Origin of the sequence: Streptomyces sp. NPDC088812, assembly GCF_044750285.1 — a bacterium.
Taxonomy (GTDB): Bacteria; Actinomycetota; Actinomycetes; order Streptomycetales; family Streptomycetaceae; genus Streptomyces.
Genome location: NZ_JBIVJP010000023.1, coordinates 77930 through 97299, shown reverse-complemented (window position 1 = coordinate 97299; position 19370 = coordinate 77930). Strand labels below are relative to the sequence as shown.

14 protein-coding genes are annotated in these 19370 nt (G+C 73.0%); 12 read left to right on the top strand and 2 right to left on the bottom strand.

Annotated features, from left to right (window positions below):
* Nucleotides 1–8 precede the first annotated feature (8 nt).
* On the top strand, nucleotides 9–647 hold the full coding sequence (locus tag ACIP67_RS33380) for a hypothetical protein (protein WP_401696818.1): 639 nt from the start codon (nucleotides 9–11) through the stop codon (nucleotides 645–647).
* A gap of 315 nt (nucleotides 648–962) precedes the next feature.
* Here the strand turns inward: ACIP67_RS33380 and ACIP67_RS33375 are convergent, their stop codons facing one another.
* Nucleotides 963–1583, bottom strand: a complete 621-nt coding sequence (locus ACIP67_RS33375; RefSeq protein WP_401696816.1) for a hypothetical protein — start codon at nucleotides 1581–1583, stop codon at nucleotides 963–965.
* A 761-nt stretch (nucleotides 1584–2344) separates the two neighbouring features.
* Here ACIP67_RS33375 and ACIP67_RS33370 point away from each other — a divergent pair.
* The 10 genes from ACIP67_RS33370 (at nucleotide 2345) to ACIP67_RS33325 (ending at nucleotide 16239) form a co-directional block, all read left to right on the top strand.
* On the top strand, nucleotides 2345–4504 hold the full coding sequence (locus tag ACIP67_RS33370) for a RecQ family ATP-dependent DNA helicase (protein WP_401696814.1): 2160 nt from the start codon (nucleotides 2345–2347) through the stop codon (nucleotides 4502–4504).
* Nucleotides 4505–5159: 655 nt separating this feature from the next.
* Nucleotides 5160–6263, top strand: a complete 1104-nt coding sequence (locus ACIP67_RS33365) for an AIR synthase-related protein (RefSeq protein ID WP_401696813.1) — start codon at nucleotides 5160–5162, stop codon at nucleotides 6261–6263.
* A 5-nt stretch (nucleotides 6264–6268) separates the two neighbouring features.
* Nucleotides 6269–7120 (top strand): hypothetical protein, encoded by an 852-nt coding sequence (locus ACIP67_RS33360; RefSeq protein WP_401696812.1) that lies wholly within the window; start codon nucleotides 6269–6271, stop codon nucleotides 7118–7120.
* A 449-nt stretch (nucleotides 7121–7569) separates the two neighbouring features.
* Nucleotides 7570–8388 carry a MazG nucleotide pyrophosphohydrolase domain-containing protein gene (locus ACIP67_RS33355; RefSeq protein ID WP_401696811.1) on the top strand — a complete coding sequence of 273 codons (819 nt, stop codon included), beginning with the start codon at nucleotides 7570–7572 and terminating at the stop codon, nucleotides 8386–8388.
* Nucleotides 8385–8978: an ATP phosphoribosyltransferase gene (gene hisG, locus ACIP67_RS33350; RefSeq protein ID WP_401696809.1), complete on the top strand. Its 594-nt coding sequence runs from the start codon at nucleotides 8385–8387 to the stop codon at nucleotides 8976–8978. Before ACIP67_RS33355 ends, hisG begins: the two co-directional genes overlap by 4 nt.
* On the top strand, nucleotides 8965–9687 hold the full coding sequence (locus ACIP67_RS33345; RefSeq protein WP_401696807.1) for a hypothetical protein: 723 nt from the start codon (nucleotides 8965–8967) through the stop codon (nucleotides 9685–9687). The genes hisG and ACIP67_RS33345 overlap by 14 nt, the downstream gene beginning before the upstream one ends.
* A gap of 217 nt (nucleotides 9688–9904) precedes the next feature.
* Nucleotides 9905–10867 carry an aldo/keto reductase gene (locus ACIP67_RS33340; protein ID WP_401696806.1) on the top strand — a complete coding sequence of 321 codons (963 nt, stop codon included), beginning with the start codon at nucleotides 9905–9907 and terminating at the stop codon, nucleotides 10865–10867.
* The gene (locus ACIP67_RS33335; protein ID WP_401696804.1) at nucleotides 10860–12671 is read left to right on the top strand and encodes a nucleotidyltransferase family protein; all 1812 of its coding nucleotides are present in this window, start codon (nucleotides 10860–10862) and stop codon (nucleotides 12669–12671) included. Before ACIP67_RS33340 ends, ACIP67_RS33335 begins: the two co-directional genes overlap by 8 nt.
* Nucleotides 12668–14470: an ABC transporter transmembrane domain-containing protein gene (locus ACIP67_RS33330; RefSeq protein WP_401696803.1), complete on the top strand. Its 1803-nt coding sequence runs from the start codon at nucleotides 12668–12670 to the stop codon at nucleotides 14468–14470. The genes ACIP67_RS33335 and ACIP67_RS33330 overlap by 4 nt, the downstream gene beginning before the upstream one ends.
* Nucleotides 14467–16239: an ABC transporter ATP-binding protein gene (locus ACIP67_RS33325; RefSeq protein ID WP_401696802.1), complete on the top strand. Its 1773-nt coding sequence runs from the start codon at nucleotides 14467–14469 to the stop codon at nucleotides 16237–16239. Before ACIP67_RS33330 ends, ACIP67_RS33325 begins: the two co-directional genes overlap by 4 nt.
* Before the next feature lie 240 nt (nucleotides 16240–16479).
* On the opposite strand, the gene ACIP67_RS33320 is transcribed toward ACIP67_RS33325, so the two are convergent.
* Nucleotides 16480–17157, bottom strand: coding sequence for an HAD family hydrolase (locus ACIP67_RS33320; RefSeq protein WP_401696799.1), 678 nt, complete (start codon nucleotides 17155–17157; stop codon nucleotides 16480–16482).
* Nucleotides 17158–17276: 119 nt separating this feature from the next.
* Here ACIP67_RS33320 and ACIP67_RS33315 point away from each other — a divergent pair, with 119 nt between their 5' ends.
* Nucleotides 17277–19064: a DUF4192 domain-containing protein gene (locus ACIP67_RS33315; protein ID WP_401696798.1), complete on the top strand. Its 1788-nt coding sequence runs from the start codon at nucleotides 17277–17279 to the stop codon at nucleotides 19062–19064.
* Nucleotides 19065–19370 lie beyond the last annotated feature (306 nt).

The following is a 19370-nucleotide window of genomic DNA, read 5'->3' as shown; positions in this document are numbered from 1 at the left end:
AACAGCTCATGCCTCTCATTCCCGAGGAGCCTCAGATTCACGAGAGTGCCCAGGGTCCCCGCGCCACTCCGGCCAGCGGCCGCACCGCGCCGACCCCTCGACCCGTACCCGGTCCCCGTCCCGCGGCTCCGTCGCGTCCCGGGCGTCCCGGACCCCAGCGGCCCACGCCGCCGGTGCAACGCGCACCGCGTGACGTCGCCGCCAAGCCCGGGCCTCCGGCCCCGGCCGCCCCTGTCCCCTCCGCGGCTGCCCCCGCGGCTCCCCAGATCCAGTTGATCCCGGCCTCGGCCGAGGGCGCGCTGGACGCGGCCGAGGAGGCCCTGGACCTGCTCCTCGACGCGGGTCGCGCCCCGGGGGAGGTGCTGGTGATCACCACCGGCGAGCAGCACCCCTGGGCCGCCCACGAGCTGTCCTTCGGTGAGGCGTCCTACTGGGCGCAGCACGAGGCGGGGGACGACGTCTTCTACGCGGACGCCGCCGTCGCGGACCGGGCAGGCGTGCGTCCCGTGGTCGTGGTCGCCGTCAACGGCGGTGACGAAGCCACGGCGGCCACCGTCCTGCCGTTGGCCCACAAGCGAGCCGGTGCCCTGCTGATCGTCTGCGGCGACCCGCAGCAGGTCAACGCGGTGCTGGGCGCGGGCGTCTGAGCCGGTCCCGGTCACCTGGGACGGCACCGGACCGGCGGAGGTGTCGCGGCTGCGGTACCTCCACGGTCGTCCTCGGTGTGCGCGGATGACGTGAGTCTCGGCGCGTATGCCTCGGGGTGTCCCGGGAGATGCGCGCCGACGGCGCGTCGGACAGGCGTGCCGTCGGCGCACCCGAGGAGACCGCCGTATGTGCCGCCGCGGGCGGTGTCCGCTTCCGCGGCGGCACATACGGCGGTCGACCCGGCCTCCTCGTCCCTCGAAGGGGATCGAAGACGGGCGGGGTCCGCCGCGGCCGCTCTGTCCGGCCGAAGGCCCTCAGCGGGCGGCCGCGCGGCGCAGAACCTCCGAGGCGACGCCACCGGTGCGGGGCAGCAGAGGCGGGGCCTCCGACAGCCCGAAGGGCTCCGGAGCCGAATCCGCGTTGGGGCGGCGGCCTCCCCTGCCCTCACCCAGGACCTGCCAGCCGTCCCGCGTCAGCGTGATGTACGCCCCACAGCGCAGGCCGTGCAGGGTGCAGGCGTCGCGCAGCCCCCACATCCAGGCGCCGTCCTCCTCCGTCCAGCGTGCGTCGCCGTCGCGGCAGTAGAGCAGCACGGCGGTACGCACCGGTGTGCGGCGCCGCAAGTCGTGCGGGATGACCCGGCGCAACTGTGCGAGCAGCGCGTTGCGGAACATCCAGCCGTCGGCGGACGCCTGACGCCGGGTGAAGGAGGCGCTGGCCAGCAGCCGCTCATCGGGATCCAGTACGGCCACCACGGCGGTGGACGGTCTGGGCCGATGGCGTGCGTGCAGCCCGCTGACGACCTCCCGCGGACTGCGCAGCAGCGGAATACCGGCCGCGGCCCACTCGGCAGGCTCGAGCAAGCGGTTGGCGGAAGCGGCGGACGTGGACGTCGACAACGATGCCGCCGAGGACGGAGCAAATCCGAGGGTCACGAGCCTCCCTTCGGCTACGGACCACACTGCGGGCGGGTCGGTTTCGGGGGAGCGCACACCACGGCAAAGCCCTACCGGACCACGGGCGAGCCATGCGGGGGAGCGGAACTCAATTCTTCCTGTCGAACTGGGATGCGGCAACGAGCAATTGGGGCCACCGACCGTTATATGGCGGTGCGGGTCTTATATCCCTACCCACTGGGTGGGCCATGACGCGTCCGCCCGCCGTACACGTCTGGTTCACCCGCCGTCGTGGTGGTGTTCCCGATGGTGCGCCGTCGGCATGGGGAGACGTCGCGTCGTCGGGCAGCCGCCGTTCGGGGTGTGGCAGCCGGTCCGGGCGACACCTGGTCACGGACGTCCGGCGATCGTCCGGTGAGGCGGAAACCTGGGAGCCGGTTCCGCCCGAGCGGTCCCACGCTCAGGACGGCGGGCGCGATGAGGGTGAGCTGCCGGGCGGCGGACACAGCAGCCGGCCGCCGTCCGGTGCCGCCCGGTCCTCCCCGGCGAACACCGTACCTGTCGTACTGTCGTCCTCTCCGTCGGTGTGGAAGTGGAGCGTGCAGTCCAGCAGTGCGGCCGCGACGATCCGTCGTCCTGGGTGAGGAGGACACCGGCATCGCATCAGCGTGCCGGAGCGGTTCGGCGGCAGGGGCGGCAGGCCGCAGGCCGGTCGGTGCGAGGCATGTGGACCGTTCGTGAGCAGGTTGTCACTCGGCGTGAGGTGGCCGATTGTCAGTGCCATCGGGTTGCATGGAGGCATGGACGACCTGGAGCTGCGCACCGAAGCCGACACCATCCTCGCCGAGCTCGTCGGTGACCCGGCGGGTTCCGCTCGGCTGCGGGAGGACCAGTGGCAGGCGGTGGCGGCCCTGGTGCGTGAGCGCCGGCGAGCGCTGGTGGTGCAGCGCACCGGCTGGGGCAAGTCGGCGGTGTACTTCGTCGCCACCGCCCTGCTGCGCCGACGCGGCTCCGGCCCCACGGTCATCGTCTCGCCACTGCTGGCGCTGATGCGCAACCAGGTCGAGTCGGCGGCGCGGGCCGGTATCCGGGCTCGCACCATCAACTCGGCCAATCCGGAGGAATGGGACACCATCCATGAGGAGGTCGAGCGCGGCGAGACCGACGTCCTCCTGGTGAGTCCGGAACGTCTTAATTCCGTGGACTTCCGCGAGCAGATGCTGCCCAAGCTCGCGGCCACGACCGGTCTGCTGGTGGTCGACGAGGCGCACTGCATCTCCGACTGGGGACACGACTTCCGGCCGGACTACCGGCGGCTGCGGGCGATGCTCGCCGAGCTCGCGCCCGGCGTACCGGTGCTGGCCACGACGGCGACGGCCAACGCGCGGGTCACGGCGGACGTGGCCGAGCAGCTGGGGACCGGTGCCGGCGAGGCCCTGGTGCTGCGCGGTCCGCTCGACCGGGAAAGCCTGAGGCTGGGTGTGGTCCGGCTGCCGGATGCCGCGCACCGGATGGCCTGGCTCGCCGAGCACCTGGACGAGCTGCCGGGTTCCGGGATCATCTACGCGCTGACGGTGGCGGCGGCGGAGGAGACCACCGCCTTCCTGCGGCAGCGCGGCTTCCGCGTGGCCTCCTACACGGGGCGCACGGAGAACGCCGACCGGTTGCAGGCCGAGGCCGACCTGCTGGAGAACCGGGTCAAGGCGCTCGTCGCCACGTCGGCGCTGGGCATGGGCTTCGACAAGCCGGACCTGGGCTTCGTGGTCCATCTCGGCTCGCCCTCCTCACCGATCGCCTATTACCAGCAGGTGGGGCGCGCGGGCCGCGGTGTGGCCCACGCCGATGTGCTGCTGCTGCCGGGCAAGGAGGACGAGGCCATCTGGCGCTACTTCGCCGACACCGCCTTCCCGCCCGAGGCGCAGGTCCGGCAGACGCTGTCGGCCCTCGCGGGGGCGGGACGGCCGCTGTCCGTGCCGGCCCTGGAGGCGTCGGTGGACCTGCGGCGCAGCCGGCTGGAGACGATGCTGAAGGTGCTGGACGTCGACGGCGCGGTCAAACGGGTGAAGGGCGGCTGGATCTCCACCGGTGAGCGGTGGGTGTACGACGCCGACCGGTATGCCTGGGTCGCCCGGCAGCGCGCGGCCGAGCAGCAGGCCATGCGCGATTACGTGAGCACGGACGGATGCCGGATGGAGTTCCTGCGCCGGCAGCTGGACGACGAGGGGGCCACCCCGTGCGGCCGCTGTGACAACTGCGCGGGAGCCTGGGCCGACGCGTCCGTCTCGGCGCAGACGCTGACCGGGGCGGCGAAGGAGCTGGACCGCCCGGGGGTGGAGATCGAGCCGCGCCGGATGTGGCCGACGGGAATGCCCGCACTGGGCATCGACCTCAAGGGGCGCATCCCGGCCACGGAGCAGTGTTCCACCGGGCGCGCGCTGGGACGGCTCTCGGACATCGGCTGGGGCAACCGGCTCCGTCCGCTGCTGGCCGAGAACGCCCCCGACGGGCCCGTCCCCGACGACGTCCTGCGGGCCGCGGTGGCGGTCCTCGCCGACTGGGCACGGTCACCCGGTGGCTGGGCGCCGGACGTTCCGAACGCCTCCGCCCGGCCGGTCGGAGTCGTCGCCGTGCCGTCCCTGGCCCGCCCGCACCTCGTCGGCTCGCTCGCCCAGGGCATCGCGTCCGTCGGCCGGATCCCGCTTCTGGGGACGCTGGCGTACTCCGGTCCGGGCGGCGCCCACGCCGCACGGCGCAGCAACTCCGCCCAACGCCTCAGGGCACTGTCCGGCGCCTTCGCCGTTCCCGAGGACCTGGCCGGCGCCCTGACCCGCTCCCCGGGCCCTGTCCTGCTCGTGGACGACTACACCGACTCCGGCTGGACCCTCGCGGTCGCCGCCCGTCTGTTGCGCCGGGCGGGCAGCGAACAGGTCCTTCCCCTGGTACTCGCCGCGGCGGGCTGAGCCCCCTCACGTCACCGTCCCGGACCGCCGGGGCGGCCCGCGTCCGCCGGCGGGGTGGCGTCCGGACTCCAGTTCTCCTCCGGCGGACAGGGGGTAACGGACAGGGGACATGGGCCAGGACGCAGCGGGGTGCGAGGCGCGGGGCGCATGTGACGGCAGGAGGAAGGCGAAGGTCGTCCGCCACGCCGATACTCAGCCCGTCACCCGCCTCATATCAAGAGCCGTGCACCGCACAGCAATGACACAGTGGTGCAGGAAAGCGGTTTTATCCGCGCATCGGTGACCGGTCGTCGGGTGCGGCGTCCCATGGCTGTTTCGCATGCTGTTCAGGCATGTATGAGTGCTGCGCAAACAAGTGGGTTCGGCAAGCAAACATCGCAGGTGACACGTCGGTTGGGCACCGTGTGTCGACGCGCGTTGATGCGCGCCCCGTAGGGACGTGCAGGGCAATGCCCGCCAGTTCATGCGGAGTTCACCCCGTTGACTTGTTGTGATCGGCGCCCCTACGGTCGGCAGGCGCCCGTTCGATATCGGGGCTCAGGTTCGGTATTGCGAACGACTTGTGGTGGCGCACCCTTCGGCCCTCTCCCCGCCCTTGACCCCGCACACCGACGCGAGCCCCTTCGGCACGATTCGCTCAACCAGGGAAAGGCTCATGGCAAAGCTGACCAATTACCGTGACTCCGGAGTCGATTACAGCGTGCTCGACCGCGTCAAGCGTGAGGCGATCGACCGCGCCAAGGCGACGAGCGGCCTGCTGTCACTCGCCGGTGCCGCCGAGGTGCCGGAGTCCCGAGGCGCCTCGGCGTACGTGTTCCGAGCCGGTGGCATGACGATGGCGATGGTGACCGAGGGCCTGGGCACCAAGTCGCTCATCGCCCAGCAGGTTCTCCAGGACAGCGGCGTCAACCGCTACGCGGACGTCGCCGTCGACGCCGTCGCCGCCATCGTCAACGACGTGATCTCCGTCGGTGCGGCACCCCTGGTCGTCACGGCGTACTTCTCCACCGGGGACGCGGCCTGGTACGCGGACGAGGCCCGCTCCACCGCCCTGCTGGCGGGCTGGCAGCGAGCCTGCGAGGAGTCCGGTGCGGCCTGGGGCGGAGGCGAGTCACCGGCCCTTCCCGGCCTGGTCGCCGCCGACGGCCTCGAACTGGCGGGCAGCGCGCTCGGGATCGTACCGCCCGGACGCGAGCCGGTACTGGGCCGCGACGTCGTCCCCGGGGACCGGATCGTCCTCCTCGCCAGCTCCGGCCTCCACGCCAACGGGGCCTCCCTGGCCAGGGCGGTCGCGGCCGGCCTCCCGGACGGCTACGCGACCGCGTTGCCGAGCGGGCGCAGCCTCGGGGAGGCGCTGCTGGACCCGAGTGTCATCTACGCCGGGTTCGTCAGGGCGCTGCTGGAGTCCCGCGTACGCCCCAAGTTCCTGAACGGAGTCACCGGACACGGCCTCATGAAGGTCATGCGCGCCCCCACCCGGGTCCGGTACGTGCTGGAGTCCGTCCCGGACGTGCCGGAGGTCCTCGAGTTCCTCGTGCGCCGGACCGGCATGTCGGCCGCCGAGGCGTACGGCACGCTCAACATGGGCATCGGCTACGCCGCGGTCGTCGCCGCCGACGACGCGGACGAGACCGTGCGCCTCGCCGAAGCCGCCGGGTACCGCGCCTGGAACGCCGGTGAGGTGGTCGCGGGCGATCGCTCGCTGTGCGTGCCCCACCTCGGTGTCGAGTTCGCCGACCGCGACCTGCAACTGGGGTGAGGGCCATGAACGCGGCAACAGGGCTGCGCGTCGCCATGCTGGGTCCGGACGGGATCGGCAAGACCACCCTGACGGAAGCGATCCGCGACCGGCTCGCCGAACGGGGCGTGGAGCTGGACGTCGTCAGCTGGCGCCGTCTGATCGACGGGCGGCCGGCTCCACGGCCGTACCCCCAGACGGCCGTGGAGCAGCTGTGGGTGGAGGACTGGCGGCTGCTGTACGGGGGAGGAACGGTTCAGCAGAGCTCCGTCGACGAGCGGATCCCCCGCACCTTCGACGAGTTCGCGGCGCTGCGCGCCGAGGAGACCTTCCCCTTGGGAGCCCAGGGCGTGCGCTCCTCCGGCCCGCTGGCGTCCGGTCTGGTCGAGGCCGCCCTCGACTTCGTCATCGAGGCGGAGGTGGTCCGCCCCCGGGCGGCGGAGGGCGTCGTGGTCGTCCGGGAGAGCTACGGCTACAAGCCCGTACTGAAAGCGCTGCTCATCGCGGCCGCCTGCCAGGAGGACACGGTCCCCTCCGAGGTCGTGCAGCGGATGGTGGAGCGGGTCACGGACATCTACGCGGACCCCTTCCTCCAGCCGGACGTCGGCATCCTGCTGGACGGCGACCCCGGTACGGCGCACGCGCGGCGCAGCCTGCAGGGGCGAGGGGTCGGAGTGGCCGAGGACTACGCGCTGTCGGGGCGTGAGGGCGCGCAGTCGTTCCTGTCGCTGCAGGAGGAGTGCACCGCTCACTTCACCAAGGCGGCGGCCGACTGGGGCTGGTACCGGCTCGCCGTCGGCGAGCGCACGCCGGAGAGCCTGTGCGACGAGATCGTCGACGGTCTCCTCGCCCCGCGGTTGTGGGGTGAGGGAGCGTGAAACCAGCGACCGGGGACACCGCGGCCAGCGCGGCCAGCGCGGCCACTGGGCCTACTGGGCCTACTGGGTCCACCGGGTCCACCGGATCCACCGGATCCACCGGACCCGACGGACCTGCCCTGGCCACCGGACCTGCCGCGGCCACCGCGTCGACCGCGTCCACCGGACCTGCCGCGGTCATCGGGCCCACCGCGTCGACCGCGTCGACCGCATCCACCGGACCTGCCGCGGCCATCGGGCCCACCGCGTCGACCGCGTCCACCGCGGCCACTGGGCCTACTGCGTCCGCCGGACCCGCCGGACCTGCCGCGGCCACCGGACCCGCCGCGCCCACCACGTCCCTGACGCGCGGCGCCTCCACCCGGATCGGGCCGTACACGGTGCACATCTCGCCGCCCGGCTGCCCGGAGTCCACGGCGCCCCGGCAACCCCGCGTCCTGCTGCATCCGGTGGATCCGGTCACCGCGTACGGGCAGCCGGCGAGCGTCCGGCGGCTGCCCACCGGGCTCGTCGTCCCCCGGGACCTGCTGCAGGACGACGTCCTGCTGCGGGCGCTGGCCGCGCTGTCCGGGGACGTGGCCCTGTACGCCACGGTGGACGTGGGGGCCGACGGTTCGTGCAGGCTCGCCGTCGGCCCGCACGAACCCGGGTGCGTCCGTCGGCTCGTCGTGGTCCGCGGGACGGCGGTGTACGACGGTTCGGACTGGCGCACACTGGCCGACGTCCACGATGAAAGCGCTTGCTCGTCGGATCCGCCAACGGCTCGGTCTGCCCAGCCGCTCGCCGAGGCCGCCGTCCCGTGCGCCACCGCCCATTCCCCGCACGCCGCACGGATCGACGAGGAGCTCCTCGCCCTCGCGGCCGGCACCGCGCGGCGCACCCTGCCGGCCGTCACGAGGTCCCTGCCGCTCGACGCCGCCCATGCCGCGCACGCCGGGCAACGCCTGGACATCGCGACCGCCCTCGACGGACTGCGTGACCTCCAGCACCAGGCGCGCCGTCTGTACGGGGAGCTCGAACCGGAGCGGGCCCTGTCCTGGTTCCTGGAGGAACTGGGCGAACTCGCCCAGGCGGTGCGCCGGGCGGAGCCGTCCGCGCGCATCGAGGAGGAGCTCGGCCAGGTCGCCGCATGGTGCCTGTGCATGGCCAACATCACGCGCGTGGACCTGGGCGTCTCGCTGTCGCGCGCCCTGCACGAAGAACACAGCCGCCAGTTGAGCACATACGGAGAATTACGCCCCTACACCTCCCAGGAGATGACCGCATGAGGATCGGCCTGCCCAAAGGACGGCTTCTTCGCCAGTCGGAAGCGGCCCGCGCCACGGCGCCGCAGGAAGCGGACTCATGGCTCCTGCGTCTGCAGGACATCCCCGGCCTCGTGGCGGACGGGTCCCTGGACGCGGGCATCACGTCCGAGGAGTGGATCAGGGAGTCCGGCGCCGGCGTCGAGCGGCTGATGCCGCTGTGCTGGTACCACATCCGCGTGTGCGCCATCGGACTGCCCGGCCAGGAGCCGGCCACCGCCCGGCGCATCGTCTCCGAATATCCCACCCTGGCCACCGAGTACGCCGCACAGCGCCATCCGGGAGCCACGGTCCGCAAGGTGCACGGTGCCTGCGAGTCCTACGTGCCGACCCTGGCCGATCTCGCGGTGGAGTGCGTCGAGACCGGACGCTCCCTCCAGCGCCACGGCCTGGTCGTCCACGAGGAACTGTTCCGGGGTGACGTCTGGCTCGTCGCCTCCCGTCGGACGGCGGCGGACGACCGTCACCGGCGGAGCCTGCTGTCGTGGGCCACGGCCGTACGCAGCGGCGGCGACTGCACCTGGCAGCGGGAGGGTGTCCATGCCACGGCCTGACGGCGGTCCCTCGAGCGTCCCGCTGCGCGCCCTGCCTCCGCATCTGCGCCTGCTGGCCTGGCCCGGCCTCAACGGACGGGGTGGACGGACCCCGCTCCGGGTGCGTGTGCCGGACGGGCGGCAGGACCTGCCCGTCCCGCTGCTCGCCCAGCTCGACGACGTCACCGTCTCCGTGCGTCAGGGACCCGTGTCGGGGGCCGCGCTCCTCGCCCTGCTGACGTCGGGCCGCGCCACGCCCGAGATGCGTCCCCTGCTCGACATCGTCGTGTGCATGGCCCTGTGGGACGAGACGCTGCGGGTGCAGGGCGTCTTCGACGGAAACGCCTACCTGGCCAGCGAAGGCGCCGTGGACGCCCTGCTCGGGGTCGCCGGGGCGCGCAGAAGCGGAACGCTCACCCGCCACATCGAGGAACTCCAGTCGTTCGAGCTGCTCTACCGCTTCCCGGTCGCCTTCAAGTTCCGCGGCGCCTACGGGGACGAACGGCAGTGCCGCCTCAACGGCTGGGGGCGCCTGCTCTTCCGGCACCTGGTCCGTGCCGACGACATCGGGCTTCCCCTCGCCGAGTGGCGCACCGCGGTCGAGCGGCACGTCGAGGACCACCGCGAGCAGTACCGAACTGCCCTGGCCTGCGCGGTCCGTGCCGTCGACACGGCGCCGGGCGAGGCGTGGGAGACCGTGAAGGACCTCCCGGTCCCCGTCCTGATGTGAACCACCTCACCACCTCGGAAGCATGAGGCACACCATCCGCAAGCCCGACGTGAACCACGCCGCAAGCCCGACGTGAACCACGCCGCAAGCTCGACGTGAACCACGCCGCAAGCTCGACGTGAACCACGCCGCAAGCTCGACGTGAACCACGCCGCAAGCTCGACGTGAACCACCCCGGAAGCCCGACGTGAACCACCCCGGAAGGGAGCGAAGTCGTATGTCCTCCTCCATACGCAACCGGCTCGGACTGTCGCCGCTCGGATACGGCAGTTGGGAGGCCGGAGGCGGCACCACATGGGGCCCCAACACCTCGCACGAGGAGGTGGTGGCGGCCGTCCACCGGTCGGTGGCGCTGGGCATGAACTGGGTCGACACCGCAGAGGTGTACGGAGGCGGAGGCGGCGCCGAGCGCGTGGTCGGCGAGGCGCTGCGGGATCTGCCGCAGGTCGGGATCTGCACCAAGGTCGCCCCCGAGCCCGACGACGAGCGGTACACCGAGCACGGTCTGCGACAGGCGCTGGAACTGTCACTCGAGCGCCTCGGACGGGACCGCGTCGATCTGTACCTGCTCCACTGGCCGGCACAGCGACTGCCCCTCGAAGTGACCTGGAAGGCGATGGCCCGGCTCCGCGACGAGGGCCTCGTGCGCGCCATCGGGCTGTCCAACTATCCGGTGGAGGACGTCGCCCGCTGCGCCGACCTGGCAGCCGTCGACTACGTCCAGATCCAGGCCTCCCTCCTCCACCGCGAGGAACTCGACGCCCATGGCCCCCTGTGCGCCGAGCGGAACATCGGGCTGCTCGCCTACGGACCGCTCGCCTACGGCCTGCTGACGGGAGCGGTCGACGAGGAGACCGTCTTCGACGACTGGCGCGGCGGCGAGGTCATGGCCCATGACTTCTTCTGCGCCGAGAACCACCCCCGCTTCTTCGCCCCCCGGGCCCGCCGCCGGCACCTGTCGGTCGTCCGCGCGCTCGGTCCGCTCGCCGAGCAGGCCGGCTGCACGATCGCTCAACTTGCGCTCGCCTGGCTGCTGCGGCAGCCCGGTGTCGTCGCCGCCGCCGTCGGCACGAGGAACCCGCGCCACGCGGAGACGAACGCGGCGGCGGCCCGGCTCCGGCTCGACGACAGGACCCTGGCGGCGATCGGTTCCCTGGAGGTGGGCACCGCCCATGGCTGACGCCTTCGCCCACGCCGACCTGGTCGCCGGGCTGCTCTGGGCCGGCGGCGCGCCGGCCGGCCGTATGACCCCCGAACTGGCCGCGCACCCGCCGTTCCACGCGCTGCTCGACGAGCACCGGGTGACCGGCCGCTTCCTCGACCGCCTCGAGGCCGCCGGTCTCGCCGGCCCCGCCACCGCCCCGAGCGGTCGCACCTTCCCGGACGGTTCCGTCATCGCCCCGGACGGTTCCGTCATCGCCCCGAGCGGTCGCACCTCCCCGGGCGGTCGCACCTCCCCGGACGGCCCCGCCACCGCCCCGAACGGTCGCACCGCCCCGAGCGGTCGCACCGCCCCGAGCGGTCGCACCTCCCCGGGCGGTTCCGCCACCGCCCCGAGCGGCCTGGCCGTTCCGAACGGTGTCGTCGCCTCGCTCGAGTCCCGCTACCGCGACCAGAAGGCGGAGGCGGTGGCCCTCGAACAGCACGCCCTCCGCCTCGTGACCGAACTCGGTGCCCGGGCGGAGCAGGACCGTTCCCCTCTGATCCTGTTGAAGGGGAACTCGGCGGCCCGGTTCCTGACCGGTACCCGGGTGCACCGCGCCACCGCGGACCTGGACCTGCTCGCGGCGGACCCCGGGGAGACCTCCCTGCGGTTGCAGAAGCTCGGTTTCCAGTCGTCCGGACACGCCTTCTGCCACGAAGAGGCGTCGCTGGACCGCCCCGGAAGCCCCTCGGTCGACCTGCACCGGTACTTCCCCGTGTGGCGCTACCCACGCGGGGCCTACCACCGACGGTCACCCGACGGGTACGAGCTGACCATGTCGGACTGGGTACGGGCCGAACGGCTCACCTACGACACCGTGCTCGCCGCGTCGATGCCCCACCCCGAGGACCGGTCGGGCCTGCTGCGGGTCACGGACGTGACGATGACCGCGTTCGTGCTGGTCCTGCACATCTTCCACGACTACGTGGCGCCTGCCCTCTGCCAGCCGGTGGCCAAGGTCAGGCTGGCCGAACTGTGCGAACTGCGTGACCTGCTCGCCCACCCCCAGTTCGACACCACGCTGTTCGGGACGCTGGTGACCGACCATCATGCACAGGACGCGGCGGCGCTCTCCCGCACCCTGCTGGCGTCCCTGGACGTACCACACCGACCCCTACGGGACCTGGACCCGGCCCTGGAGGAACCGGCCTCCTACCCGCAGGAGATAGGCTTCGGCCTTCTCGTCGACGCCCGCACGGCCCTGCCCGACCTGCTCGTCCGGTCCGACCACCACGGACAGGTGCTGGACCGGCTCGGGGCGGTCGACGTCGATCTGGGCCGGGACACGAACCACGTGTCCACAAGGGCGACCCGCGCGGAGGCCGGCGGTTCGTTCGCGGTGCTGCACTCCGCCACGGCACGGCCCGAACGGGGCCGGTTCGACTTCGACTGCGTGATCGGGCGGGACGCCGACGACGTCGTACTCGAGCTGCACGCCTCCGGCGCCCCCGGTGTGTTCTTCGACGAGTTCGTCCTGTTCTTCGGCAACGAGATCGTCCATACCGCGTACGACGTCTACCGCTCGGACTTCCGGCTGCCGCCCGCCGACACCGGCTGCACGGCGACCTGGCACGTGGAACACGACGGCTGGACGGTCCGCGTCACCCTCCCCACCGCCGTGCTGGAACGTCACCGCGACGCCTCCGGCACCGTCCCGGCCCTGCTCCAGGCAGGGCGGTTCCTGGAACCCCCCGGCGACGACTGGAACGAGCTGTACCGCTCCAGCATCAGCAGCGCCTGCGTCCCGCTGCGCATACGACTGGGGGAACAGGACGGGTGAAGGCACCTTTCCCCGCGACGGACCCGGGCGCTCCCCGGATCACCGGACGGCCCGAGCCGGCCGTCCTCGGCTGGGTCGTCCGGTCCCAGTCGGGGCGGCTCGTCCGTTCGGCCGCCGTGGCGACGGTCTTCTTCGGCAGCCAGCAGTTCGTGCCGTACGTCGTCGGACGCGGACTCCAGGAGGGCGTTCTGGCCCGCGACACGGGACGCCTGGCCTGGTGGGGCGCCGCCCTCGGCGTCGTCGTCCTGGTCCAGGCCGGCGCCGGCATCACCAGCCATCTGCTGGTGGTGCGGTGCCGCCTCGACGCGCTCTTCCGCACCCAGCAGCTCCTCGTACGGCGGATCGTGGCGCTCGGCCACCGGCTGCGCCACCACGTCGACCCGGGCGACGTCGTCGCGGCGGCCACCGTGGACGCGGCCGCGCTGGGCACGTTCGCCGAGCAGCTCGGCCTGCTGGCCGGAGCGCTCGTGGCGTTCGTCCTCGCCGTCGTCCTGATGGCCACCCAGGCCCTGGACCTGGCGGTCCTGGTGGCGGTGGGGATGCCGGTACTGATGCTCACGCTGCGCCCCCTGTTCCTGCGCATGGACGCACGGCAGGGCGTGCAGCGCGAACGGCTGGGTGACCTCTCCTCGCAGGCCGTCGACCTGGTCCGCGGGTTGCGCGTGCTGCGCGGGGTCGGAGGGGAGGAGTACTTCCTCGACCGGTACCGCGCCGGATCCGCCCGGGTACGGGACGCGGGGCTGGGGGCGGCGCGCACGCGGGCGGTCCTGGAGGCCGCCCGGGTGGTGCTGCCCGGTGCGCTGCTGCTCGCCGTGGTGTGGGCCGGGGGTCACCTGGCCGCCGAAGGCGCCCTCACCACCGGCGAGTTCTCGGCCCTCTTCGGTTACCTGATGTTCCTCACCCGGCCCGTGCAGTTCGCCATCCTCGGCATCGACGGGACCATCCGCGCCCTGGTCGCCGCGCGCCGCCTGCGTGCCGTCGTCGCCCTGCCCGACCCGGCCGACACCGCCCTGCCCGACCCGGCCGACACCGCGCTGCCCGACCCGGCCGACGCTGCGCGGACTGACTTGGCTGACACCGCGCGGACCGCCGTCCCCCGGCGCGACGACGCCCTCCGCGATCCGGTCACCGGCCTCCACCTGGCCCCGGGGCGGATCACCGGCGTCGCCGCGGATTCGGCGCGACGCACCGACGGGCTCCTCGAACGCCTCGCCGGATACGACCCCGAGCGGCCCGCCGTGCTGGGTGGGCGCCCCGTCACCGCGTACGCCACGGCCGGACTGCGCCGGCACATCCACTTCCTGACCGGCGACGCCCACCTGTTCCAGGGCCGCCTCGACGAGCAGCTGGACGTGGACGGGCGGCGCACCACGGCGGACGTCGTCCGGGCACTGCACACCGCCTCGGCGCTCGACGTCGTCGGCCTGGACCCGGCCCGCACGGACGACGGGGAACTCCCGGACGCCGACGCCCTCACCCTCGATCTCCCGCTGACCGAGCGCGGACGGGGGCTGTCCGGCGGACAGCGCCAGCGCCTCACCCTGGCACGCGCCCTCCTCACCGACGCGGAGGTGCTGCTGCTCGACGAGCCGACGTCCGCGTGCGACGCCTACACGGAAGCCCGGATCGCGACCCGGCTCGCCCGTCACCGCGCGGGGCGCACCACGGCGATCCGGACCCAGTCGCCGCACCTGCTGGCCGCCTGCGACACCGTCGTCTTCCTGGGCGACGAGATCCTCACCGGACCGCACGCCGACCTCATGCGCCACCCCGACTACGCGAAGGCGGTGACCCGTTGAGCGCGACGCGTACCGGGCTGCCCGTCGCGTCGCCCGTCCGCACCCGTCGCTACGCGCGGTCCCTGCTGCGCGGCGCGCGGGCGCAGGTGGCGACCGTCCTGCTGCTCAACGCCGCCGCGGCCGGCGCCGCACTGGTGGTGCCGCACCTCCTCGGCCGGATGACGGACCTGATCGCACGGCATCCCGACGGGCTCGTGGACCGGCTCGACAAACTCACCCTGTGGGTGGGCGCCGCCCTCGTGCTCCAGACGGCGCTCACCTTCGCCGCGGCCCGCGCCACCTTCGACCTCGGGGAGCGCATGGCGTCCCGGCTGCGCCTGGACTTCATGGAGCGGGTCGTGCACCTGCCCCTCTCCGTCGTGGAGCGCGCCGGCACCGGCGACCTGCTGGCGCGCACCACCCTGGACACCGGCGAGGTCAACCACACCGCTCAGCAAGCCCTTCCGCAACTCCTCGGCAACGCCGTGACCGCGTGCGTGGTGGTGACGGGAGCTTTCGCCACGTCCCCGTCCCTCACCCTGGCCGTCCTGGTGATCGTCCCGGTGCTGCTTCCGGTGGTGCGCTGGTACCTGCGCCGGGCCCCGGCCGCGTTCGCCGACGTCCTGGCCCGGCACGCGGAGCTCTCGGCGACCGTCGCCGAGACCGCGGACGGTGCGACGAGCGTGGAGGCCCTCGGCTGGCAGGCGCGGCGGACCGCGCGGACACAGGAGCGCGTCGAACGGATGTGGGCCGCCCAGCGCCGCACGCTCCGTCTGCGCTGCGTGCTCTTCCCGGCACTCGACCTCGGCGCGTTGCTGCCCTGCATGACGACGCTGCTCCTCGGCGGCCTCCTGGCGGCCGACGGACGGGTGGGCCTGCAAGAAGTGGCCACCGTGGCACTGATGATGCAGATGCTCGCGGCACCGGTCGTCGAAGTGGTCAGGAGCCTGGACTCGTTGCATCTGGGATCGGCGTCGCTGCGCCGTCTCGTCGGCGTCGCCGACATTCCGTCCGACCGGAGTGTCTCCGACGCGGTGCCCGCACCGGGCGCTGATCCCGTCCTGCGGCTCGAAGCCGTCCACTTCGGCTACGCACCCGGGCGCCCCGTGCTCACCGGGGTCGACCTGACGGTCCGACGGGGCGAGAGACTGGCTCTGGTCGGCCCGACCGGCGCCGGCAAGTCCACCTTGGGGCGCATCATCGCGGGCATCCATCCACCGGACACCGGTACGGCGACCGCCGGGGGAGCGGAGCTGACCTCGCTGACCGACCGACGGCTGCGCGCCACCGTCCTGCTGACGACGCAGGAGCAGCACCTCTTCCTGGGAACCCTCGCGGACAATCTGCGCATGGCCCGTCCCCAGGCCGACGACGCCGAACTGGAGCGGGTCCTCACACTCGTCGGCGCCGCGGAATGGGCCGACGCCCTCCCCGAAGGGCTCGCCACCCCCGTCGGCGGACACCGCACGGACCTGGGGCCCGCCCAACTCCAGCAGGTCGCCCTGGCCCGGCTGCTCCTCGCCCGGCCCGACGTCCTCGTCCTCGACGAGGCGACGTCCATGATGAGCCCCACCGCGGCGCACGAGGTCGAATCGGGGCTCAACCGGGTCCTGGCCGGCAGGACGGTCGTGGCGATCGCGCACCGGCTGCACACCGCCTACGACGCCGACCGCATCGCCGTCGTCGACCGGGGCCGCGTCGTGGAAGCGGGCACACACGACGAACTGCTCGCCGCCCAAGGCGTGTACAGCCGGCTGTGGACGTCATGGCGCGGCGACAGCACCGCCTGACGGGACGCACCGACCGCCCGCCGGGGACCACCGGCCACCTGCTGTACGGCGGGCTGTACGGCGGGCTGTACGGCGGGCTGTATGGCGGGCTGTATGGCGGGCTGTATGGCGGGCTGTACGGCGGGGGCGGCCCGACGGTCAGCCCGAAGCGGCATACGCCATGGCCGCGATCGGTACGCGCCACCGCCGCGATCGGTACGCGCCACCGTCCGGAACGGCCTACGTCATACCCGGCCCACGTCAGCGAGCCACCTCGGGGTCCGAGCGGCCGGTCAGGCGGCTCAGGGCCGGGATCACGCTGCGCAGGTCGTCGTCGTCCACCGTGACCGTCGCCGCCGCACGTGCCGTGGACGACGCGTTGAACGCCACGCTCAGCCCCACGCAGGCGAAGAGAGGCAGGTCGGACCGGCTGTCCCCGACCGCCGCGCACGAACTGGAGCGCAGCCCGAGGCGCCGCGCCTGCGCGAGCGCGAAGTCACGTTTGTCGTACTCGTCGAAATGACGGGCGACGCGACCGGTGTACCGGCCGTCCGAGACCTCCAGCCGAGGCCCGCAGAAGGCCTGGAAGCCGAAGCGGTCGGCCAGATAGCCACCGACCGGCGACCAGGCCAGCGTGGCCAGCACCGGCACCAGTCCACTGCGCCGGCACCAGGTCACGGTCTCCGTGATGCCCACGACCACAGGGAGCTCGTCGAGCCAGCCGAGCACTTCCCCTTCGGACACGCCCGCCCATCCCGCCGCGTCGATCTCGGATACCTCCCGGTTGTCCAGGATGCCCTGGGCGTAGCCCTCCTCGGCCCGGACCAGCACGTCGCGGTGGCCGAGGAAGCCGGACAGATGAGCCGAGGAACTCGTGGCGGGGACGAGGGTGCCGTCGACGTCGAAGAACGCGACGCCCGTGGGATCGGTCAGGAGCACCCCCCAAGGATGTCAGAGCACGCGCACGCCATGACGAACGGTCGCTTGAGTGACGTGTTCCTGATCGGACTTATCCACAGGGCGAAGCGGAGGATGGCGATCCGCGAGATCGTCGTCGCATGACGAACCACAGCGAAACCACGGGATCCTCTGAGAACGGCGACATCATCGGCGCTGACGGATATGACGGACCTGCTCATGACGGTCGGGCGGGGTACGACGGCCATGACCCGTACGACAGCCATGACCCACACAACGGTCATGACCCGCACGACGGGCGAGCCCCGCACGACGAGCGAGCCCCGCACGAAGGGCGGCAACCGTCGTACGACCCGGGCCCCGCACACCAGGTGACCCTGCGCACCCCGGCGGAACTCGCCGACGCCCTTCCCTACCTGCTCGGATACCGGCCCGAGGACAGCATCGTCCTGGTCGCCCTGCACGACCGGGGCGGGCGGGGCCGGTTCGGAGGGCGCGCCCGGCTCGGCATCCCCACGAGCCCGGGCGACTGGGCCGCCGTGGCCAGGCAGTTGGCGCAGGGACTGGTGACGGGCAGCGAACGCAGGGGTGCCCGTCCCGCCCAGATGGTCGCCTATCTCTGCCAGGAACCGGCGAAGGACGGGACGGGCCGCCAGGTCATGGAGCGGCTCCGGCCGCTGGCCCAGCAACTCCGCATCGAATGCGGCCGGCTCGACATCCCCGTCATCGAGGCTCTGTGCATCTCCGAGGGCCGCTTCTGGTCCTACTGCTGCGCGGGCCAGGGCTGCTGCCCGGTGGAGGGGGTGCCGATGGGCCTGCCCGGCACGTCCGTCATGGCAGCGGCGGCCACCTACGCCGGCATCCAGGTCCGCGGCACACTGAGGGAGCTGAGGGCCCGTCTGCTCCCGCTGGAGAACGGTGCGGCGCTGGAACAGGAACTCGCGCTCGACACCGCCGGCAGGGGGCTGGTGCCCCGGATCCTCGAGGACGAGAGCCGTGCGGCCGTGAGGGAGGAGACGATCACGTTGGCCGCCCGTGTCATGCGGCGCCTCGCCGAGGCGCCGCCCGTGACCGGGGCCCTCGTGGCGGATCACCGGGACGACGAACTGCTGGCCCCGGACGAGGCGGCGACGCTCATTCTCGGCCTCCAGGACCGAGTGACGCGCGACCGCGCGGCCGAATGGATGGAGGGGGACGAGGCAGCACCCGCTCTACGGCTGTGGCGCGCGCTCGCACGCCGTTGCGTCGGGTCCTACGCGGAACACGCGGCGGCGCCGCTCACGCTCGCGGGGTGGGTCGCCTGGTCCAGCGGTGACGAGCTGGAGGCCCGGGAGGCCCTCGCCATGGCCCTGGGAGCGGATCCCGACTACCTCTTCGCACGCCTGCTGCACCAGGCCTGCAACGAGGGCCTCGACCCGGAGTCCGTCCGGCGCTGCCTGCGCTCGGAACGCGCGGGGCGCGGCCGGGGCGTGACGGAACGGGCCGACCCTTCGGTCGAGGACACGGGAGGGGAGAGGGCCGGCGGGTGGTGCGGAGGCCATGCGGACGGCGAGGCCGATGGCCTCGATGTTCCCGGTGTGGCGGAGGATGCCACCGCGTCCGGCCCGCCGCATGTGAGCGCACCGGTGGCCGAGTCGGCGGCGACGGCTCCGGCGGCGACCGGGTCGGCGACGGGCCGTCGCCGCCGCCGTACGCGCTCCTCGGGGGCCGTCGGCGGTCACCCGCGGGCGGAGGCAGGGCAACGTCCCGAGCCGCGAGCCGACACGCTCCGCCCCCGCACCCCTGCCCGTGGCACCGGTCCCGCCGCACCCGCACGGGGCGAGTCCCGACCTCGTTCCCGGGGCGCGACCCGAACCTCAGGTCGGCCTCGGGGTGCCTGCACGGACGGCGTGCAGGCCGACGGGGCTGAGACGAAAGAGGTGGGGTGAGGCTCCGTCGGTACCGCGCCGGGCGAAGCCGACGCACGGGCGGTCGACCATCGGCACCGGTTCGCCGAGCACCCGTCCGGCACCGGTTCGCCGAGCACCCGTCCGGCACCGGTTCGCCGAGCACCCGTCCGGCACCGGTTCGCCGAGCACCCGTCCGGTACCGGTTCGCCGAGTGGCCGTCCGGTACCGGTTCGCCGAGTGGCCGTCCGGTACCGGTTCGCCGAGTGGCCGTCCGGTACCGGTTCGCCGAGCGGCCGTCCGGCACCGCTTCATCGAGTGGCCGTCCGGTACCGCTTCGCCGAGCGG

Coding starts and splice junctions, on each gene's coding strand:
- ACIP67_RS33380 (WP_401696818.1), top strand. CDS start 9: ATGCCTCTCATTCCCGAGGAGCCTCAGATTCACGAGAGTGCCCAGGGT.
- ACIP67_RS33370 (WP_401696814.1), top strand. CDS start 2,345: ATGGACGACCTGGAGCTGCGCACCGAAGCCGACACCATCCTCGCCGAG.
- ACIP67_RS33365 (WP_401696813.1), top strand. CDS start 5,160: ATGGCAAAGCTGACCAATTACCGTGACTCCGGAGTCGATTACAGCGTG.
- ACIP67_RS33360 (WP_401696812.1), top strand. CDS start 6,269: ATGAACGCGGCAACAGGGCTGCGCGTCGCCATGCTGGGTCCGGACGGG.
- hisG (WP_401696809.1), top strand. CDS start 8,385: ATGAGGATCGGCCTGCCCAAAGGACGGCTTCTTCGCCAGTCGGAAGCG.
- ACIP67_RS33345 (WP_401696807.1), top strand. CDS start 8,965: ATGCCACGGCCTGACGGCGGTCCCTCGAGCGTCCCGCTGCGCGCCCTG.
- ACIP67_RS33340 (WP_401696806.1), top strand. CDS start 9,905: ATGTCCTCCTCCATACGCAACCGGCTCGGACTGTCGCCGCTCGGATAC.
- ACIP67_RS33335 (WP_401696804.1), top strand. CDS start 10,860: ATGGCTGACGCCTTCGCCCACGCCGACCTGGTCGCCGGGCTGCTCTGG.
- ACIP67_RS33315 (WP_401696798.1), top strand. CDS start 17,277: ATGACGAACCACAGCGAAACCACGGGATCCTCTGAGAACGGCGACATC.